Genomic DNA, 20,023 nt, shown 5'->3' with positions numbered 1-20,023 from the left:
CACTCCCGCTCGAAGAAGGAGTGGCGTGTCCCAGGAAGTTATGAAGCCAGGGGGCCTCACGTGGAGCGCGGGCCGCCCACCAGGGGGGCAACACACACCCCGACGCCCTCGAATCAGAGCGGCGGGGCGTCACCCGGCATGCGTCACTGCACGGCGAAGACGAGATCGTCCTGATCGTCGTAGGAGTCGCCGATCGTGCAGGCCGCCACGCTGCCCCCGTAGCGGAAGCGGGCCCGGACGGCGCTCGCCTGCTGGCGCTGGATTCCGTTGCGACAGGCACGGCTCTGTCCCTCAAGAAAGGACTCACCTGTTTTGCACGGAAAGTTTAATATCCCATAGTTCTGAGGGAGTGCGGGGCGCGCCCTCTTGCTTTTCCAGGGAAGGGCGGATCCGGTGACGTTCGACGTGGCGCGGCCGTGGAGCATGAGTGATGGCCTCGCGCTCGGGCTCTACCTCGTGGAGTTCCCCTCGGGCCAGGTCCTCTACGCCAACCCCCGGTTCCTCCAACTGGCGGGCCTCGAGGCGCTGGAGGAGCACATCCGCCGCGGAGAGGCCACCCACTCGCACGTCCTCCACGCGCTCGCGGCCAGCGACGCGGAGGCCTTCTTCCCGACGCACGTTCCGCCTTCTGGCGAGCCCCGCTCCGGGCAGGAAGAGGGCCAGGTGGAGCTCGCCAACGGGCGCACCCTCCGCCGCCTCTCGACGCCCGCGCGCGATGCCGCGGGCAAGGTGCTCCGCCAGCTGTACCTGTTCGAGGACATCACCGAGCGGATGCGCACCGAACAAGCGCTCCGGCGCTCGGAGCAGAGCTTCCGCAGGGTCATCGAGAACGCGCCCGAGGCCATCTTCATCCACAGCAACCACCGCTTCATCTACGTCAACCCCATGATGCTCAAGGCGCTCCGCTACGAGCACCGGAGCGAGCTCATCGGCCAGGACATCCTGACCATCGTCCATCCGGACGATCGCAAGCTGGTGCGGGAGCGGATCCACTCCGCGGCGGATCTGGGCGAGCTGGCCCCCTTGAGAGAGCTCCGCTACCTGCGGCGGGACGGCACCTGGTTCGATGTCGAGAGCACGGGGGTGCCCGTCGAGTTCGATGGAGCGAAGGCCGTCGTGGTGATGGCGCGCGACGTCTCCGAGCGGAAGCAGATACAGGCGCAACTGCTGCAGACGGATCGGCTGTCGATGGTGGGGACACTCGCCGCTGGAGTCGGTCACGAGATCAACAACCCCCTGTCCTACGTGCAGGCCAACCTCGCCCTGGCCCTGGAGTCCATGAAGCAGCTCGCCCAGGAGCGCATGGGCGCCGGAGCGGGCGGCCCGGAGGCGCAACGCCAGGCCGAGCAGTTCGCGGAGCTGGAGACCCTGCTCCAGGAGGCTCACGAGGGAGCGCTCCGGGTGCGCAACATCGTGCGCGATCTCAAGAGCTTCTCGCGTCAGGAGGAGGAGGAGCGGAGGACCGCGGTGGATGTGCGCGAGCCCCTCGGCTTCTCCCTCAAGATGGCGGCCAGCGAGCTGCGCCACCGCGCCCAGCTCATCACGAAGTACGAGCCCGTCCCCCAGGTGCATGCCGACGCGTCCCGCCTCGGACAGGTCTTCCTCAACCTGCTGATCAACGCGGCACAGGCCCTCCCCGAGGAGCGCTCCGCCCACAACACCATCACCCTCTGGGTCCGGCTCGATGCGAGCGGCCGGGTCGCCGTGGACGTGAGCGATACCGGCGCCGGCATGCCGCCCGAGGTGCTCGCGCGCATCTTCGATCCGTTCTTCACCACCAAGCCGGTGGGAAAGGGAACGGGGCTGGGCCTGTCCATCTGCCACGGCATCATCCGCGACCTCGGCGGGGAGATCTCCGTCCGCAGCGAGGTCGGGCGTGGGACCACCTTCACCGTCCTCCTGCCGCCCATGCGGCCAGTGGCGGCCGCCGGAGCACCGTCCCCGGGCTCGCCCGAGAGCCGCGCCGAGCGCCGCGGACGCTTGATGATCATCGATGATGAGCCGCTGGTGGCCCGCTCGCTGTCGCGGATCATCGGCCGGCACCATCAGGTGGCGGTGGTGGTGAACTCGCAGGAGGGCCTGGCACAGCTGACCTCCGGTGAGCCGTTCGACGTCATCTTCTGTGATCTGATGATGCCGGGCCTCACGGGCATGGACATCTATGAACAGGTGCTCGAGCGCAGGCCCGAGCTCGCCCCGCGCTTCGTCTTCATCACCGGAGGGTCCTATACCCCGCGCGCACGCCGTTTCCTGGAGACGGTCCCCAACACGTGGTTGGAGAAGCCCTTCGATGTGCAGCACATCCAGCGCCTGATCGCCAAGGCCCTGGAGACCTCATGAGCCATCCCCCGGTGTTCCTTCCTTCGAGAGGAGTGCACGATGATTGACGGCACTTTCGTCATTGATGCGGTAACCCACGCCTACAATCTCCACCCATCCAACTACCGCGCCGGCCGGTATGCCGAGTCGCTCGCCCAGCTCATCTACGGGCTGCACACCGGCCTCTCGGAGGACCCGTACCGGGTCAACGAGCCCCACCGCTTCCTCAAGAACTGGTCCATCCAGGAGCTGGCCCACATGCTCTTCGTGGAGGGCGACGTGGACCTGGCCGTCCACCACGTCCTGCCGCTGCAGACGCTCTACCACGATGGGTTGTGCTCGTATGAGAAGACCCGGCAGATCCGCAAGCGCTACCCGGATCGCTTCCTCGTCTATGCCGGAGTGGACCCGCTGCGCGGCACGGCGGCACTGGAGGACCTGGAACAGCAGGTGGAGGCCCTCCAACCCAGCGGTCTGAAGCTCTACCCCGCCGCCTGGCTGGGCGAGTCGTTCCGCCACACCGGCTGGCGCATGGATGATGCACGCATCGCGTTCCCACTCTTCGAGCGGGCGCGCAAGCTGGGCATCAAGAACATCGCCGTCCACAAGGGGCTGCCCATGGGCGCGGTGCCCATCGAGGCCTACAAAGTGGACGACATTGGCGGCGCGGCGGATGCCTTCCCCGAGCTGAACTTCGAGATCGTGCACGGAGGCATGGCGTTCCTGGACGAGACGGGAATGCAGCTGTCGCTGTTCCCCAACGTGTACGTCAACCTGGAGGTGACGGGGGCGCTCATCGTGAAGCGCGAGCGCTGGTTCGCCGAGGCGCTGGCCGGGCTGCTGAAGTGGGCCGGCCCGGCGAAGATCATGTGGGGCTCTGGCACCGTCTTCTGTCACCCCCATCCCGCCATCCACAAGTTCTGGCATGACTTCCAACTGCCGGAAGATCTGGTGCAGGTCGCCGGCATGCAACTGACTCCGGACATCAAGCGGATGATCCTCGGTGAGAACTACGCCCGGTATGCCGGCGTCGACATCGAAGCCGCCAAGGCCCGCATCGCCCAGGACAGGTTCTCCAAGCAGCGAGCCAAGGGGCGCGCCCCGCCCTACAGCTACGAGGAGAAGAAGGAGGACGGCCATGACGATTGAGCGCGAGCTGATGGAGCGGATCCAGACCATTCCGGATCCCTGCAGCCTGGCCACCGGGGTACCGCTGAGCATCGGCGAGATGGGGCTGCTGCAAGCCCTCGAATGCAACGAGGGCCGGGTGACCGTGCGCCTCCAGCTCACCTCCCCCATGTGCATGATGGCGGCCTACTTCATGCGGGAGATCGATCAGCGCCTGAGCTCCCATGAGGGCGTCCAGTCGGTGCACGTGGAGTTCGATCACGCGCTCGAGTGGAGGCCCGAGCACATCTCCGCCGATGGGCGCCAGCGGCTGGCCGAGCGGCGCATCACGATGATCGGCGGGCGCATGCTGCCTTCCGCCGAACGCGGGACCTGACACGGCCTCCCGTGGCAGGTCAGCGAGCGGGCGGACAGGGGTTCAACCCCTGGCCCGTGGCACCCTCACCCTGTCCCTCTCCCGGAGGGCGAGGGGTAGGTGGGGGCACAGGGCCACGGAGTGGAGTATGGGGTTGGCGCCTGGGGCGGGATTGTCCGGACGCAGAGGATCGTTGCTTCGCGCACACGGCCCCTTATCCTCCGCCGCCACCATGCCTGCTGCCTTCGACCCCAGCGCCGCCGCTCCCCCCGACTCCGGCATCTTCGGCCTCCCCCACTCCCCCGACGAGGCCCACGTCGTCCTCATCCCCGTCCCCTTCGAGGCCACCACCAGCTACGGCGGTGGCACCTCCGACGGGCCCTCCGCCGTCCTCGAGGCCAGCCGCCAGGTCGACCTCTTCGACGTCGAGACCGGCCGCCCCTATGAGCGCGGCATCGCCCTCCTCCCCGAGCCCGCCGAGTGGCGCGCCTGGAACACCCGCGCCAAGGAGCGCGCCGTCCCCATCATCGAGGCCGGCGGCGTCGATCCCTCCAACCCCGAGCTCCAGGCCGCCTCCACCGAGGTCAACCGGCTCTGCGAGCAGCTCCACGACGCCGTCTACCGCACCGCCCAGGAGTGGCTCGCCAAGGGCAAGCGCGTCGCCGCCGTCGGGGGAGATCACTCCATCTCCTTCGGCATCATCCGCGCCCACGCCGAGAAGTACCCCGGCCTCGGCGTCCTCCACCTCGACGCCCACGCCGATCTGCGCGACGCCTACGAGGGCTTCACCTGGTCCCACGCCTCCATCATGCACAACGTCATGGAGCGCATCCCCGGCGTCAAGTCGCTCGTCCAGGTCGCCATCCGCGACATGAGCGAGGACGAGCACCGCTACATCGCCTCCTCCAACGGCCGCGTCCGCGCCTTCTTCGACTCCGACATCAACCACAAGCGCTTCGACGGCATCCCCTGGAACCGCCAGGTCGATGCCATGCTCGAGGGGCTCCCCCAGCACGTCTACCTGTCCTTCGACATCGATGGGCTCGACCCCACCCTGTGCCCCCACACCGGCACCCCCGTCCCCGGTGGGCTTTCCTTCCCCGAGGCCGTGGCCCTCATCTCCGGCGTCGTCCGCTCCGGCCGCACCATCGTCGGCTTCGACCTCACCGAGGTCGCTCCCGATCCCGATGGCGGTGAGTGGGATGGCAACGTGGGCGCTCGTCTGCTCTACAAGATGATCGGCTGGATGCTGAAGTCCGAGCAGCACAAGTAGGGGCCACGGGGGGAACCCGTGGCTCGCGATACCCTCACCCCGTCCCTCTCCCGGAGGGAGAGGGGTGAGTGGGCTCAGCTTCGCGGCAGCATCACGCTCAACGTCGTGCCCTGCCCCTTCTTCGACTCCACCGACAACCCGCCGCCATGCAGCCGCGCCAGCTCCGAGGCGATGTAGAGCCCCAGCCCCGCTCCCGCTCCAAACGGCTCGAACAGGTGCCGCAGCTCCTCGTCCGAAATGCCCGGGCCCGCGTCCTTCACCCGGATCGTCACCAGCGACGCCGAGCACTCCAGCTCCACCCGCACCGTGCCCCCGTGCCGCACCGCATGGCCCAGCAGCCCGTCCAGCACCCGCCTCAGCCGCTCCGGATCGAACCGCGTCTCCACCGGTGCCGCCGGCATCCGCAGCTCCCACACCACCTCGGGGTGGCGCTGCTCCCACGTCTCCAGCTTCTGGCGCAGCAGCACGCTCACGTCCGCCACCACCGGCACCACCACCACGGTCCGCGCCGCCAGGTGCGCCGCCTCGTGGAAGTCCCTCGTCAGCGCCTCCAGCGTCTTCAGCTGCGCCCCGAGCGTCTCCACCGCCCCTCCGTCCGCCTTCCCCTCCGCCCGCAGCCGCTCCACCTGCGCCCGCGCCTTCTCCAGCGGCCCCTCGAAGCCCTTCGCCACCCAGTCCCCCAGCGCCTCCATCGCCGACGCCCCCTCCAACGGCTTCGGCCGGGGCGCCTCCTCCAGCGCCTTGCGGATCAACGTCTCGAAGTCCGTGATCTCGAAGGGTTTGTGCAGGAAGGCATGCGCCTCTGGCGCACCATGTGGGAGAACCGCGCTCAACAAGATGATGGGCACGCGGCCGAGGACCTCGTCGCCCTTGAGCTTGCGACACAGGTCCACGCCACTCAGGCGAGGCATCATGTGGTCCGTGACCACCAGGTTGGGCCGGCGTGTCCGCGCGAGATTCCACGCTTCCTCGCCGTCACGCGCCTGGATCACATCATGACCCAGGTCCTCGACGACCTGGCTCAACACCTCGAGCACCGCGGGCTCATCGTCCGCGACAAGGACCAGACTCATGTGCTCATTCCATTCAACCCCGGACCTGTACGCCAGTCCGAGGAACGGGAATGCCCGCCCCGCTGCGGAGTTCCCGACAATCAGGGCGTCATGGAGCCGACAGTGCCCATGCCTCAGAGGGAGGACTTGACGTGAAGAACCAAGTGAGCCGGTGGGGTCTGATGGTCGCCGTGGTGCTGGCTTTCACCAGCGGGACCAGCGCCCACGCCGACGCGGCCCGGCGCCGCAATGAGATCGTCGAGGTGGTCCAGAAGGTCTCCCCCGCGGTCGTCTTCATCGGCACCGAGAGCGAGGAGGAGTCCCCCTTCCGCGGGCGCCGCTCGATGATGGAGGAGTTCTTCGGGGCACCCCAGCAGCGCCAGCGCCAGCAGAGCCTGGGCAGCGGCGTCATCGTGGACCCCAGCGGCATCATCATCACCAACGAGCACGTCATCGGCGGGGCCTCCGCCATCCACGTGGTGCTGGCCGACGGGCGCGAGCTGGAGGCCGAGGTCATCGGCAGCGACGCCAACAACGACCTGGCCGTGCTCAAGGTGAATTCCAAGCAGCCACTGCCCGCGGCGAAGCTGGGCACCACCTCGGATCTGATGATCGGCGAGACGGTCATCGCCATCGGAAGCCCCCTGGGGCTGAGCAAGACGGTGACGTCGGGCGTGGTGAGCGCCACCGGCCGCACCCTCAAGGCGAACGGGAAGAGCTACGACGACTTCATCCAGACGGATGCGGCCATCAACCCGGGCAACTCGGGCGGGCCGCTGCTCAACGTGGACGGGGATGTCATCGGCATCAACACCGCCATCATCGCCAGCGCCCAGGGCATCGGCTTCGCCATCCCCGCGGACAAGGTCCGCCGGATCGTGGACGAGCTCACCCGCTTCGGGAAGGTGCGCCCGTCGTGGGTGGGCATCGAGGTGCAGCAGCTGTCGCCCCGGCTCGCCCGGCAGCTCGGGTGGGACCGGACCTATGGCGTCCTCGTCAGCGACGTGGAGCCCGGCAGCCCCGCCGAGCAGGCGGGCGTGCGGCGCGGGGACGTGCTCGCCGAGATGGGAGGCTCACGCATCTCCGATGCCGAGGACTACATCAGCCGCGCCCGGGGCTACCCCGCCCGCGCCGCCTTCCCGCTCGTCCTCTTCCGCGAGGGCGGCCAGCGGACCCTCCAGGTGACGCCCGTGGAGTTCCCGCCCCAGCTGGTGGAGGCCCTCGGGTGGAACCGGCTGGGACTTCGGGTGAAGCCCACGCGCGGCGCCATGGTCATCCAGGCGGTGCGCCCGGGCTCGGCGGCGGCGGAGATCGGCCTGGATCAGGGAGATCTCATCCTCCGCATCAACAACCAGCCCGTGGCCGAGCCCACCGCCTTCCAGGAGGCCCTGCTGGCCGCCCGGGGCCGGGGCACCCGGAGCGTCCTGCTGCTCGTGCGGCGCGGCCGCTACCACTACAACATCCCCCTCCCCTTCTAGGGAAAGGGGGACCTCGGAGGTGGGGCCCTAGCGGTTCCCCGGCCCGGGCCTGCTAGCATGGGGGCCTCCATGAGTCAGGTTCGCTATCACCCGCTCGGGCCCCTCCTGGCCGGCGAGGGCTCCCGGGCGTTCCTCGGGCTGGCGCTCGAGGACAGTGCCCCGCCCCGTCCGGTGGTGCTCGTCTGGGCACCACCCGACGTCACCCGGGATTCCGAGCTGTCCGCCCAGTTGCAGCGCGAGACCCAGCGCGCCGCCGTCCTGGAGCACCCCAACATCCTGCGCGTCCACGGGCTGGTGCCCCTGGAGGCGGGGCTGGCCCGCATCACCGAGTTCGCCGACGGTGAGTCGCTGCGCCGGCTCCTGGAGGTGCGTCCACGCATTCCTCCCGCCTTCGCCGCGCTGATCGTCTCGGACGTGGCCATGGGCGTGCACTACGCCCACCTGGCCGGCAACGATGACGGCACGCCGCTCGTCCACGGAGACCTGCGCCCGGAGACCGTCATGGTCTCCTTCAATGGCGTCTGCAAGGTGACGGGCTATGGGGCCCTCAATGTCGCCCCGCGCGAGCGCAATGGCCGGCGCGTGCGCAACCGCCGCAACTACAGCGCCCCGGAGCAGCTCATGGGCGGCCGCGAGGCCGTCACCGCCCGCACCGACGTGTTCCTCCTGGGCCTGCTGCTGCACGAGTGCCTCTCGGGGCGCATGCCCTTCCAGGACGCGCAGGACTCGGATCAGGCCGTCATCAACCGCCAGTTGCCGCCCCTGCCCTCGGACATCCCGCGCGGCCTGGCCGAGGTGGTGCGCATCGCCACCTCCAAGCGCGGCAACGAGCGCTACGCCAACCCCCTCGAGTTCCGCGAGGCCGTGGTGGCCGCCGTCGAGGGGCTCCCCTCCGCGGAGACCTTCTCCGAGTTCCTCACCCAGCTCTTCCCGCCCGACCGGGACGCGCGCGCCACCCGGCGGCAGATGCTGGAGATCGGCCTGGCGGACGTGGCCCGCCGCAACTCCCTCACGGGGATGCCGGCCGTCACCCCCACGCGCCCCTCCGGCAACACCGCCACCGTCGCCCCCTCCCGTCCCATCACGGGCAGCATCCCACCCGTCGTCCTCGACGAGGCGACGCAGAACGCGGACGCCGGGTTCGAAGACGTCCCCTTCGAGCGGGATGACGAAGTCGCCCTGGACTCGGTGATGGAGCTCACCGGCCGCCACTCCCGCCCCGGAGTGGCCCGCCCCCTTCCTCCACGCGAGGAGCCCCGCGCTCCGGCGCTCGAGGAGGAGCCCCGCACGCCGCCTCTGGCCGAGCCGCCCCGTCCGCTCCCTCCAGATGAGCCCGAGGCGCCGCGTCCACCCGCCGCCCGCCGGGCGCCCCCCGCGCCCCCGGCCGAGGAGGTGGACGACGCGCCCGTGCCCAGGAAGAAGCGCTCGCGCCTGCCGCTCCTCGCCGGGGCACTGGCCACCGTCGCCGCGGCCGCCGGGGGTTTCTTCTTCTGGGAGCAGCAGCAACAGGCCCGCGAGAAGCTCGTGGCCGAACAGGCGGCGGCCGCCGCACGGGCCAGACCCAAGCCGCCTCCCGCCGAGGCCCCGGCTCAGGCCGTGGCGAAACCCGTGGAGCCCACGCCCGCCACCGCGCGGCCCGCGCTGGAAGGAGACGCGGGCACGCCTCCGGCCCAGGGCGAGGCTCCGGCCGTGGCCCTCGCGGCGGGGACGTCTCCGGCCGCCCCGGGAGGCGCCGTGGTGCCCGCCTCGGGGACCCTGCCCTCCACCCCGCCCGCGTCCGAGGCACCCACCGCCCAGGCGCCCGTGGTGACCACCCGGCTGCAACTGCTGGTGATGCCGCCGGTGGAGGTGTCGCTGGAAGGCAAGCGGCTCGGCAAGACGCCCATGAATGTGCTGCTGGCCCCCGGTGCCTACACGCTGGAGCTGAGCAACAAGGCCAAGGGTGTGCGCACCACCCGTGCCATCACCGTCCAGCCCCAGGGCACGACGAAGCAGCGCATCCTCCTGGGCAAGGGCACCGTGCTGGTGCGCGCCCCGGCCGGCTCGCGCATCTTCCTCGATGGACGCAAGGCGGGCCCGAAATTGTCCCTCTACGAGGGCGAGCATCAGCTCGTCGTCACCACCGGCAAGGCGCGCTGGGAGAAGTCCTTCCGGCTCGAGCCCCGGCAGCGCGTAACGTTCGACGTAGTCCACGAGAAACCGTGAAGTGAAACTGGAGGGGAAAAGATGCAGGGAAGAATCGCAATGCTGTGCCTGGCCTCGCTGCTGACGGTGACGTCCGCGCGGGCCCAGACGTCCGCGACGGAGACCCAGGTGGCGCCCACCACGCCCCGGCTCAACCGCGTGCAGGGCGTGGGCGACATCGACGCGCGCGCGATGATCAACGCGGACATCGTGCTGGCCTTCGTCAACCTGGGCGTGGGCGCCGACGTGGGCGTGCTGCCGCTGGGCCCCGGCGTGCTGGCCATCGGCGGTGAGTTCGAGGTGGGTGCCTGCGTCTCCGCGTGCCTGCTGCTCAACACGGTCACCGGCTACAGCTGGAGCCACATGTTCTACTCGCCACACGCCCGCGCCTCGTACCACCTGCTGCCGAGCAGCTCGCCCGGCCTGGAGAAGGTGGACCTGTACGGGCTGGCGCTCGTGGGTGCCACCATCACCACCACCCGCGTGGCCGGCATCGCCTCCGGCACCGACTTCGAGTACGCGGGCAGCGACGTGGGCCCCTCGGTGGGCCTGGGCGTGGGCGGCAAGTACTTCTTCAGCGACAACCTCTTCTTCGGCGCCGAGGGCCGCCTGCGCTACTCCGCCGGCCAGTACACGTACACCGCCCGCGCCGGCAACGTGAGCATCACCGACTCGCAGTCCAGCTGGAGCCTGAGCGGCTTCAACGTGCAGCTCTTCGTCGGCCTGCGCCTCTGAGCGGTCCCGGACTCCGGCCGGCTCACGCGCTCTTGCGGTGAGCCGGTTCGGTAGGGACCCCCCCTATGAGCCGACCCGCATGAGAAGGAGCCCTTTCCTGCTCCGCCTGGTCCTGCTCTCGGGCCTCGCTTTTTGCGCTGCGTGCGCGACTTCTCGATCGCAGCTCCCGACGGACCCCGCGCAGCAACACGTACGGGGCTCGGCAGACCTTGAGGCGCGCCCGGAACCACCCGCGAGCCGCCTCCAGGAGACGGAAGAGCGCACTGCCCCCCCTCCAGCAGGCCCAGGAAGCAGCGAGTCCGCCGGTACTCATCAACACACTGCCCGGAGGTCTGCTTCGGCTCTCCTTTCCCGCCTCGCCGCCCCAGCCGGGCATGGAGAAGCTGGGCGTGGAGGACGTACGCCCTTTGCTCGCCGCCCTCGGGTCCTTCCGGCCTCCGGCCCATGCTCGACTGCGGCTGATGACGGAAGGAACGCGCCTGACCCAGGGGCCACCGTCCCCGTGGGAACTGCGGCTGCGTGGGGAGTTCCTCTCCCAATACGGACCCGCGCCCCTACCTCTGCCCGAATCCCTGGAGTCGAGCCGCCTCTTCGCCGCCCTCAAGCTCTCGACCCGCTACATGGACGACGGCATCCGCGAGGCGGCCCAGGAGCTCTTCAGTGCTCCGGCCTTCCTGGCCAGCGTCTCGCTCTCGGTGCTGGTGTACTTCGCCGCCTGGCTGGCGCCCGAACCGTTCTTCTCGAAAACCTTCGCGGCCACCCTTACGGTCCGTCTGTCTCTGCTGGTGGGTCTGGTGGAGTTGAGCCGCGTGGCCATGGCGTGTCTGCACCTCTACCGGGAAGCCGAGGCCGCCACCACGCCCCAGGAGCTGGAAGCCGCGGCCGAGCGCTTCGGCAAGTCCATTGGAGGCACGGGCCTGCGAGTCCTGGTGGTCGTCGCCAGCCTCGGACTCCCCCAGGTGCTCCCCAAGGTGCCCAAGGGAGGACTGGAAACCCTGCTCAGCCCCCTCCGTCATGCGCCAGCAGGTGGGCCCGCCCTGGAGTCCATTGCCACGGCGCAGGTAGTGGCCGATGGAACCCTCTTCGTCACCGGGGTGGCCGCTGGAACCTCCGCCGCGTCCCTCTGCGGCGAACTCGCGACCTGCGCGATGATGAATGGTGGAGGAAACGATTCAGGCAGCGGACCGAAGCTCTCCACCCGCTATGGCAAGCCCCATACCCGGCAGAATCCGCCCCACAACGAGGCCATCGAGGAGGAACTGGCCAGACGCGAGGCGGTTGGGCACACCGACTTGAGGAAAAACAAACCCCAGCAGAATGCCGGCAAAGTCGAGGTCCGCGACCGGATGCCCACCAAGGGGGTCGGTTTCCGAAGACCCGATGTCTCTTCGATCCGGCCTGACGGAGTACGACACAATACAAACTATGTCTCCAACTCCCGGGACTTGCAGCGCGAGCTGGATGCCTTCGACTCCATGGTCCGGGCGGACAAGGGGGCCATTCATGAGCTGTACCGTCTCGATGGCACCCTGGTCCGGCGGTATGTGCCTCCGGGCGTCAGCTTCCCATGAAAGGCCAGGCAGAGAATGGCTCATACGACAACCACGGCACAGCTCCAGGACGAACTGATCGACGCGTGCATGTGGGGCGAGGAGGACCGTGCGCGTGAGTTGATTTCAAGGTTCGGCGCGGAACCGCAGGCGAGGGCTCTGCTCGAAAAGATGTTGCAAGAGGAGGATGCGCGAGCACGGCAAGCCGCGGCTTTCGGTCTGGGTGAGCTTGGCGGGGCAGCAGGTGTCAGGCGGCTGGAGCAGCAACTCACGCTCGAAGAGGCCCGGGGGGACTACGACGGGGAGTCCGTCGTCGAGGAAATCATCAGAGCACTGGGACGGATCGAGGACACGGAAGCACGGGCCGCGCTCGTCCGAAAGCTGGAGCGACTGGCCGCAACCGAGCCGGAACTCAGTGATGTGAACGTGGTGACGCAAGCGTTGTGGAAGAAACGCCACCCGGACCTGATTTCCACCGTCCGCAGAAGCCTGGCACAGCTCGGCCCCAAGGCTCACGGCTCACTGCCTGGCCTGCTCGTGCTTCTGGAGAAGACTCCGGAGGAGCTCCGTGAATGGGTGCGCTCCCCCTCGGTCTCCATGGAGGACAAGACACGGGTCATCACGGTTCTCGAAGCGGATCTGCCCGATGCGCTGGCCTCGACGTTGCCCTCGTTCATCTCCGCAGCCACGGCCTTGCTCGAGAAGGCCGCGAGCCAGGAAGGAGAGGCCGCGTACTATTGTGACCGCCTGTTCGCCTTGTTCTTGCTGTTCAAGGAACGGGTCCTCCCCGCCCTCCCGGAGGAGACTCGCGCTGAATTGCGCACCCTGGCCAGAAACCTCGTGCCCGCAGTCTCGCCCAACTGCTCCTTTGGCGCCGCAGTTCTGCTGAAGCACATCGGGCAGCCGGAAGACGCGGCGGTCATCGAGGCAAACCGCCCCGAGGACTCCGTCGGAGCCGAGGCCTTCGACGCCATCGCACGCGCACTGCGCGGCCGCCAGGGACAACCCTGACCGGCCCGGTCGGGCGGAGGCTCACGCGCTCTTGCGGCGCCGGATCATCGCCTCGTACGAGCGGTTCACGCCCTGCGAGAGGATGAGCAACTCGCCCACGTCGGGCGGGGTGAGCTGGCCGGGCCCGTTGTCCACGTACAGCAGGTGCACCAGCTTGCCGCGCACCAGCAGCGGGAGGATGACGGCCGTCGTCGGGTAGTCCCCACCCAGCAGCTTGTAGAAAAGGCCCGAGGCCGCGTCCCGGCGCACCGGGCCCACGTAGTGCGAGCGCGTGTCCCTCACCAGCCGGAAGGTGCTCGGCCCCTGCAGGCCAATGCCGATGCGCTTCACCGCGGCCTCGCGCACTCCCTTCCCCATGCCCCGCCAACCCGTCACCAGGTTGCCCTGCACGCTCAACAGCAGGCTGCGCTTCCACTTGCCCAGCGCGAAGCGCAACACCGTGGTGGCCACCTGCTCGCGATCCAGGCTGCGCCCCAGCTCCGCTTGAGCCTCCGCGAAGGTGAGCGGCGTGGGCGGCGGCTCCGGAGCCACCACCGGCGCACGCGGCCGCACGGGCGCCACCGGGGGCGGCGCCGCGACAGGAGGCGGCGGCTTCGGCGGCGCCACCGCGGGCACCTGGGGCGGCACGGGCGGCGGCGCCTCGTCCAGCACCAGCGCCTCCGGCACGAGCAGCTCCGGCAGCTCCAGGGGGGGCGCCTCCACCGGCGCCTCGGTCACGTACCCCTCGACGATCGGCGCCGGGGCCTCCTCCTCCACCATCTCCACCAGGTCCAACACCGGCTCCGCACCCGGGGGCGCACCACCCCCCGTGAGCGCCCGCGCGTAGAGCGACTGGAACTCCTCCTCGCTGATGAGATCCCCGGCCTGCTCCGCCTCGGCGGCCTTCTCCGCCTCCTGCTGCGCGCGCGAGGGCCGCACGGCATTCATGTCGATGGCCCGCATCGCCCGGAATGCCTTGCAGTAGCGCCGCTGCAGCTGGTTCATCCGGAACTCGGGGATGACCACCGGCACCACGCGCTTGCCCGTCCTGAAGGCCAGCGCGTCCAGCGTCTCGATGTCCTGGGGGTTGATGACCGCCACGCTCATCCGCGTGGCGTCCACCCGCATCGGGAGGAAGTCCTTCTCGTCCGCCTCGTTGAGATCCACCAGTTCCAGCGCGCGCGGATCCGGCACCATCTCGCCCGAGGCGGACGCCACGTTGTGCTGCTGGCCCAACAACCGGGCCAGCTCCTGCTCGGACAGCAGCCCCAGCTCGACGAGGTTCGTCCCGAGCCGCCCGCCGTGGACGACCTGGGACTCGAGCGCCTCCTCCAGCGCCTCGGGGGTAATGACGTTTTCCTGAAGGAGCAGTTCGCCCAGGCGCATGACGGCACGGCTTGTAGCCGCCCCCCACCGCCTTCCGCAAGGCGAGCCTGCGCCCTCAATCCTCCGGATGGTGACTGAGCGCCACCCGGTTCCCCTCGGGGTCCCGGACGTACACCGTCCAGCGCGTCTCGTGCTCCAGCGGCACCCCCGCCCGGGCCAGGGCCTCCACCGCCCCGGCCCGTCCGGCCTTGGAGATGCGGAAGGCCAGCAGGAAGAGGCCCGGCTGCTCGTTCCGGAAGGGGCCCGGCTCGGGCTCCCCCGTCACCTCCTCCAGGGCCAGGAATCCTCCGCCCGGCACCCCGACCCAGATGCTGCGCAGTGAGCCATCCGGCCGGTGATGCCTTTTGAGCTCAGCGAAGCCCAGCACCTCCCGGTAGAAAGCCGTGACCTTTTCTACGTCCCGAACCTGGATGGCCAGATGGTGGAAGCCCTGAACGTCCATGAATCGAATGGTATGGTGCCCACCCCCCATGGCGCGACTGCTGATCGTCGAGGATCACCCCGAACTCGCCTCCCTCATGGTCGCCGCGGCCGAAAGCCGCGGTCATGAGGCCACGGCCGTCCATACCGGCGAGGCCGCGCTCGCCCTCTTGCGCCCGGCTGCCTTCCATGCCGCGGTGGTGGACCTGCTGCTGCCCGACATGAGGGGCAGCGCCGTGCTCTCCGCGCTCCGGGACCACGCCATCCCCGCCGTCGCCGTCAGCGGCGTCTTCAAGGGAGACCGCTTCGCCCGTGAGGCCACCGAGGTCCACGGCGCGCGCGCCTTCTTCGAGAAGCCCTTCGAGCTGCTGCAACTGCTGGAGTCCGTCGAGCAACTCTGCGGCCTCACCCGCCCCCTGTCGCTCCCTCCGTCCGACGCCGATGAGGAGGAGGTGGTGGTCTTCGAGGACGCCGCGTTGCTGGACATGGACGACGAGCCCGTCTTCACCTCCCCCGAGGACGAGCCGGGCTTCGCCTCCAGCGACGACGAGCCCGTCTTCAGCCCTCCTCCCGAGGAGCATACCCCCGTCATCGAGGGGCTCGCGCTCGTCGAGGAGGCCCAGGATCCCCTGGGCGAAGAAGCCCCGGACCAGGCCGCGCCCGAGCTGGAGGCGGCCCCCGAAGTCGAGACCGAACCCGAGGCCGAGGCCGAACCCGAGGCCGGGACAGCCCCCGGCGTCGAGACCGCGCCCGAGGCGGAGGCCACGCCCGGCCCGGATGAGCAGGCGCCTGCCTTCGGCCAGGGGGTGGCCCCCGTCACCCTCAAGACGGAGGACCTCGTCGAGGAGCTCGATGGACTGGAGGAGCTCGCGGCGGACGGCAAGACGCCGACCATGGCGCTGTCCTCCGAGGAGCTGCAGGCGCTGGACGCGCTCGCCCAGCAGATAGAGGAGGCGCCAGCACCGCCCCCGCCCCCGAGGAGCTCAAGGCACTGGAGGCACTCGAGCCCGTCGCCGACGCGCCGGCACCACCTCCCGCCACCGAGGTCTTCGAGGCGTTGGAGGCACTCGAGCCCACCGCCGACGCGCCAGCACCCGACGCGGCCCAGGAGACGTCCCCGGATCCCGAGCCCGGGCTCGCCCTGCCCTTCGGAGAGCGCGAGAAGGTGTGGAGCAAGCCGGCCATGTCCGGCCCTGGCCGCCGTCCCCCACCCGAGTGGTCACTCTCCGGAGACCTGAAGAACACCAGCGTTCCCCGGTTGCTCAACGCCTACTACGAGGCGCGCCACAGCGGAGAGCTCAAGCTCAAGCAGGGCTCCGTGCTGAAGGTCGTCTACTTCGAGGCGGGCCGCCCGGTGTACGCGGCCTCCAACCTCGCCCATGAGCGGTTCGGCCGCTTCTGCGTGCGCCGGGGCGTGCTGCCGGAAGCGAAGCAGCAGGAGGTGGCCGCGCTCGCCCGCGAGCAGAACCTGCGCACCAGCGACGCGATGATGCGCCTGGGCTTGCTGGACACGCGCAAATACCCGCAGCTCATCGAGGAGCAGGTGAAGGAGATCCTCTGGTCCACCTTCTCGTGGACCGAGGGCGCCTACGGCTTCAGCCCCACGCGTCCACCCCGCTCGGGCCTGGTGAAGCTGTCGGTGTTCCCCGGAGATCTCATCCTCGAGGGCGTGCTGCGCTCCGAACCGCTGGAGACGCTGCGCCAGCACATGCCGCGCTCGCGCCGGCTCTTCCCCGCGGCGGCCCCGCCCTACGGACTGCACGAGCTGAAGCTGAAGGGACCGCAGGCGCTCCTGCTGGCCTACACGGACGGCAGCAAGACGGTGGCGGACCTGCTGTCCATCACGGAACTGCCCGAGCGCGGCGTGTTGGCCACGCTCCGGGGCCTGGAGCTGATCGGCGTGCTGGAGGAGCGGCGCGACGAGCCGGGCACCAGCAGCCGCAACCGCATCAGCTTCGGCCTGTAGGACGCGCGCGGCGGCGGCGCACGGCCGCCACCAGCGCCCCGAGCGCGAACAGCACCGGGCCCGGACCCGAGCCGGAGCAGCCACAACCGGAGTCCGGCACCGGACCCGGATCATCGCGCAGGGAGATGAGCTCGCCGCCCAGCCAGGCGTCGCCCTCCATGCGGCGGTCGCCCACCAGGTGCGGACGCGCCACATAGGTGAGCTTCCCGGTGGCATCGCCCGCCAGGGTCAACCCCGTCACGGTGAGCGCCCCCGACTCCCAGGTGGCCTCGATGGGCTGGCCGTCGAACTTCGCGCTGCCCTCCACGTACGTCAGGCCCTCCAGGCGCTCCACGTAGCGCACCCCCGTCACCTCGCAGGGGGTGGTGTTGACGAGCTCCACCGAGACGCCGACGAGCCCCGTCTCCGAGGCGGCGGGCAGCTCGGTGCGGCGGCGCACCTTCACGAAGGGGTCCACGGTGATGGGCAGGGTGAGCAGATGCGAGGCCTCGTTGTCCGGGCCCGCGCTCGCCGTCACCCGCATCACCACCGACCTGCCCACCAGCGAATCCAACCGGGTGTCCCGCGTGGCCAGGGACACCGTGGCGCCCGACAGCTCCTTCTGCTCGAGCGCGGGGCCTCCATCCGCCTGCTGGACCCAGGTGACCTCCGGCGTCTGGCAGGCGCCTGGCGGGAAGGTCTGCGTCAGCGTGGCGCGGGCCGGCTCTCCACACCGGGCGACCAGGACGGGCTCCTCCGAGAACGGCGCCAGCCCCACGTCCACCCGCTGTGTCGCGACCTCCCGCTGGCGCACCGCGGAGCGCTGGCTCGCGTCGTCCTCCATGAATCCATTCAACACCACGGGCCGGCCGCACCCCGTCCCCAGGGGAACCTCCCATGTCCCGGGAATGGGCACCGTCACCGGCTCCCGCAGGGGGCTGCCATCCTGGCGCTCGAGCCAGACCTTCGCGTCCAGACCACGACGTGCGGGGCAGTTGAGGTTCGAGTCCACGCCCACCCGCAACCCGCCCGAGGGGTCCACTTCCGGATCGAGCAGGAGCGAGCCCGCGGCGAAGTCCATCAACGCGGTACGGACGCGCATTCGGTGTTCCGAGACCGGTCCGGTGAGCTCCTCGTCGGATACCAGGTGGTGCTGGGCGGAGACCACCAGGTCCATGTCGATACAGTCCGACGTCTCCACCACGAACCGCCCGCTCTCCTCATGGAACGAGAGGCCGTCACCCGGTACGCCGCCATCCGACAGCGCCACGATCCACCGGGTGGCCACCTCCGGGGAGGGAGAGGTTCCATCCATGCAGACATGAATGGGTTGCAGGGGCTCGAGGTCTCGCGATTCGCCCGCGATGAGTTCCTCTTCCGACCCAGCGCCGAAGACCGCGTTCGGTCTGCCCCAGGGCGCCATGCTCACGTTGAACGTCCTGGAGCTGGAGAGGCCCCCGTCGTCCGTGACACTGAGCTGGAAGCCGAAGCTCCCGGCCGTCGGAGAACAGTACATGGCCGGCGGTGTGATCACCGCGGTGCCTCCATCCTGCTCCAGCGACGGAACCCCCGTGCCCGAGAACAGCGGCTCCCATTTCGGATGAATCACGCAGCCCGCGGCCGTCGTGCCACCGCCGACCATCCGCAGCGCCAGGGGCGGCCCTCCCGGTATCAACTCGCCCAAGGCCCCACTGCTCGGGACGGTGCCCCCATCGGCGAACACCACCGTGGGCGGCTCCGGCGGCCGCGCGTGCTTCACGTACACGTTGACGGTCTCGTGCGCCTCATGCCGGGCCAGACCATCCGAGGCGGAGACCGTGAAGCTTCCCAGACTCCGGGTCTCGCAAGCGGCGGCGGTGGTGACGTCCCAGAGCTCGGGGTCCCCCGGCTGCTGTCTGGCATCGCGCACCGCCGTCCATCCCCCCGTGGCTCCCCCCGGCGGGGCGGCGGACGTCACCAGCACGGGATCTCCATCCGGATCATTCGCCGCGAAGGTGAGCTGGTAGCGCCCGCCCTCGTCGAGCATCACCACGGTCTCAGTCCCGGAGCTCCCGGCGTCCACCACGCCCCCGTTCGAGACCGTGACCGCCAGCTCCGGACCCGCGCCGTTGGTGTAGATGAAGAGATTGCCCTCACCGGCCTTGTCGGCGGAGAAGACGCAGTAACTTGCCTCCGCGCAGGCCACCGCCTTCAAGGGAGCCCTCACGACACTCTCTGGAACGCTCCGGACCCGCCAGACGGTCCCCGCCTTCGTGGCCGAGAGCATGGGTACCGGGCTCATCACCTGCCTGCTACCGTCCGCCAGCTGCACGATGGCCATGCCAAAGCCCACCCCGGCGTCGCCTCCAGCGCCCACGTTCATGGCGACGCCGCGCACGCCCGCGTCATCCTCGAGCTGGAGGACCGGCCGGATCGGCTCCACGGAAGCCAGTGAGCCCTGCAACAGCGCGTGCTGGGTGCCCACCACGGCATAGGGAGCGGGCGGCTTCGCCGGCTCGCTGACCGGGAACACATCGATCGCCTGCACGACGGCGGGCGGCAAACCCGTCTGGGTCCGGAGCTCCGCCCAGTTGAGGTTGTTGAAATCGATCCAGTAGACGCCCGAATTGTCCGTCGTGGTGCCGAGGAGAGCAGAGACCGTGCTGCCCACCCGCGTCACCCCGAGCACACCACTGAGGGAGCGCAGCGTCGAGCTATCCATGGGAACCGAATAGAAGGGAGCGGAGTCGTAGAGGCTCCTGTTCGACACGTAGAGCAACTTGCCCGTCGTGCCTCCAAAATCCACCACCGCCACGGCTCCGCCCCCCTGCGCGTGCTTCAACTGCTCGACGGAGCCCACGAACGTCGGTTCGATGGGTTGTCCGTTGGGTCCGCATGGGACTCCATCCGCCCCCACCGCGGTCCGGAGCCCCCCCGGATCCTGGCTGACCGAGATGAAGCAGTCCTCGGGCTGCTGGTAGTAGGTGCCTGCGGAGGCGGTGGTGGACGAGCCCCCATCAATGGCTCGCGCGACGCCGCCGTCCACGAACAGGTAGGCCCCTTGTCCGTGTCCGACCGAGAAGCGCCCCGGTCCCCACACCTCGAGGACTTCGTTGGGTTGCTCCTTCAGGGACAGGTCCGTGCGCCAGTCGGCATGCGCGCTGGCGGCGGCGAACATCATCAGTCCCGCGAGCACGCACAAGGACAGGAGCCGCACACGCACGCCCCA

General features: G+C 69.7%; 16 protein-coding genes. 11 read left to right on the top strand and 5 right to left on the bottom strand.

Going from position 1 to position 20,023, the window contains the following annotated elements:
• Window positions 1-143: 143 nt before the first annotated feature.
• Window positions 144-425: a hypothetical protein gene (locus tag Q664_RS59555; RefSeq protein ID WP_052519222.1), complete on the bottom strand. Its 282-nt coding sequence runs from the start codon at window positions 423-425 to the stop codon at window positions 144-146.
• Between Q664_RS59555 and Q664_RS39440 the strand changes: the two genes are divergently transcribed.
• From Q664_RS39440 to Q664_RS39425, 4 genes are all read left to right on the top strand, one after another.
• Window positions 424-2,340 carry a hybrid sensor histidine kinase/response regulator gene (locus tag Q664_RS39440; protein WP_052519221.1) on the top strand — a complete coding sequence of 639 codons (1,917 nt, stop codon included), beginning with the start codon at window positions 424-426 and terminating at the stop codon, window positions 2,338-2,340. The genes Q664_RS59555 and Q664_RS39440 overlap by 2 nt on opposite strands.
• Before the next feature lie 39 nt (window positions 2,341-2,379).
• Window positions 2,380-3,468, top strand: coding sequence for an amidohydrolase family protein (locus Q664_RS39435; RefSeq protein ID WP_043408306.1), 1,089 nt, complete (start codon window positions 2,380-2,382; stop codon window positions 3,466-3,468).
• Entirely contained in the window at window positions 3,458-3,823 is a 366-nt protein-coding gene (locus tag Q664_RS39430; RefSeq protein WP_043408305.1) for a metal-sulfur cluster assembly factor, read from the top strand. The genes Q664_RS39435 and Q664_RS39430 overlap by 11 nt, the downstream gene beginning before the upstream one ends.
• Window positions 3,824-4,034: 211 nt before the next feature.
• On the top strand, window positions 4,035-5,075 hold the full coding sequence (locus tag Q664_RS39425; RefSeq protein ID WP_043408303.1) for an agmatinase family protein: 1,041 nt from the start codon (window positions 4,035-4,037) through the stop codon (window positions 5,073-5,075).
• Between the two features lie 74 nt (window positions 5,076-5,149).
• Here Q664_RS39425 and Q664_RS39420 read toward each other — a convergent pair whose 3' ends face one another.
• Window positions 5,150-6,148 carry an ATP-binding response regulator gene (locus tag Q664_RS39420; RefSeq protein WP_043408299.1) on the bottom strand — a complete coding sequence of 333 codons (999 nt, stop codon included), beginning with the start codon at window positions 6,146-6,148 and terminating at the stop codon, window positions 5,150-5,152.
• 131 nt (window positions 6,149-6,279) lie between these two features.
• Between Q664_RS39420 and Q664_RS39415 the strand changes: the two genes are divergently transcribed.
• From Q664_RS39415 to Q664_RS39395, 5 genes are all read left to right on the top strand, one after another.
• Window positions 6,280-7,605 carry a trypsin-like peptidase domain-containing protein gene (locus Q664_RS39415; protein ID WP_043408297.1) on the top strand — a complete coding sequence of 442 codons (1,326 nt, stop codon included), beginning with the start codon at window positions 6,280-6,282 and terminating at the stop codon, window positions 7,603-7,605.
• Window positions 7,606-7,674: 69 nt separating this feature from the next.
• A complete protein-coding gene (locus Q664_RS62405) occupies window positions 7,675-9,810 on the top strand; it encodes a serine/threonine protein kinase (RefSeq protein ID WP_043408401.1) in 2,136 nt (711 codons plus the stop codon).
• 21 nt (window positions 9,811-9,831) lie between these two features.
• Window positions 9,832-10,524 (top strand): hypothetical protein, encoded by a 693-nt coding sequence (locus Q664_RS39405; protein WP_152622601.1) that lies wholly within the window; start codon window positions 9,832-9,834, stop codon window positions 10,522-10,524.
• A gap of 461 nt (window positions 10,525-10,985) precedes the next feature.
• Window positions 10,986-12,095, top strand: a complete 1,110-nt coding sequence (locus tag Q664_RS39400) for a hypothetical protein (protein ID WP_152622600.1) — start codon at window positions 10,986-10,988, stop codon at window positions 12,093-12,095.
• A 15-nt stretch (window positions 12,096-12,110) separates the two neighbouring features.
• Window positions 12,111-13,085 (top strand): hypothetical protein, encoded by a 975-nt coding sequence (locus tag Q664_RS39395; protein WP_043408291.1) that lies wholly within the window; start codon window positions 12,111-12,113, stop codon window positions 13,083-13,085.
• A 21-nt stretch (window positions 13,086-13,106) separates the two neighbouring features.
• Here the strand turns inward: Q664_RS39395 and Q664_RS39390 are convergent, their stop codons facing one another.
• Together Q664_RS39390 and Q664_RS39385 are read right to left on the bottom strand one after the other, a co-directional pair.
• Entirely contained in the window at window positions 13,107-14,450 is a 1,344-nt protein-coding gene (locus Q664_RS39390; protein WP_043408287.1) for a cyclic di-GMP-binding domain-containing protein, MshE-related, read from the bottom strand.
• Window positions 14,451-14,505: 55 nt separating this feature from the next.
• Window positions 14,506-14,892 (bottom strand): VOC family protein, encoded by a 387-nt coding sequence (locus Q664_RS39385; RefSeq protein ID WP_200883833.1) that lies wholly within the window; start codon window positions 14,890-14,892, stop codon window positions 14,506-14,508.
• Between the two features lie 28 nt (window positions 14,893-14,920).
• Between Q664_RS39385 and Q664_RS61685 the strand changes: the two genes are divergently transcribed.
• Together Q664_RS61685 and Q664_RS39375 are read left to right on the top strand one after the other, a co-directional pair.
• Window positions 14,921-16,108, top strand: a complete 1,188-nt coding sequence (locus tag Q664_RS61685; protein WP_052519220.1) for a response regulator transcription factor — start codon at window positions 14,921-14,923, stop codon at window positions 16,106-16,108.
• Window positions 16,054-16,836 carry a DUF4388 domain-containing protein gene (locus Q664_RS39375; RefSeq protein ID WP_052519219.1) on the top strand — a complete coding sequence of 261 codons (783 nt, stop codon included), beginning with the start codon at window positions 16,054-16,056 and terminating at the stop codon, window positions 16,834-16,836. The genes Q664_RS61685 and Q664_RS39375 overlap by 55 nt, the downstream gene beginning before the upstream one ends.
• Here Q664_RS39375 and Q664_RS39370 read toward each other — a convergent pair.
• On the bottom strand, window positions 16,820-20,017 hold the full coding sequence (locus Q664_RS39370) for a hypothetical protein (RefSeq protein ID WP_152622599.1): 3,198 nt from the start codon (window positions 20,015-20,017) through the stop codon (window positions 16,820-16,822). The genes Q664_RS39375 and Q664_RS39370 overlap by 17 nt on opposite strands.
• Window positions 20,018-20,023 lie beyond the last annotated feature (6 nt).

This window comes from Archangium violaceum Cb vi76 (assembly GCF_000733295.1).
Lineage (GTDB): Bacteria > Myxococcota > Myxococcia > Myxococcales > Myxococcaceae > Archangium > Archangium violaceum.
Note: the sequence above shows the minus strand (reverse complement) of the source record. Positions and strands in the feature narration are given on the sequence as shown.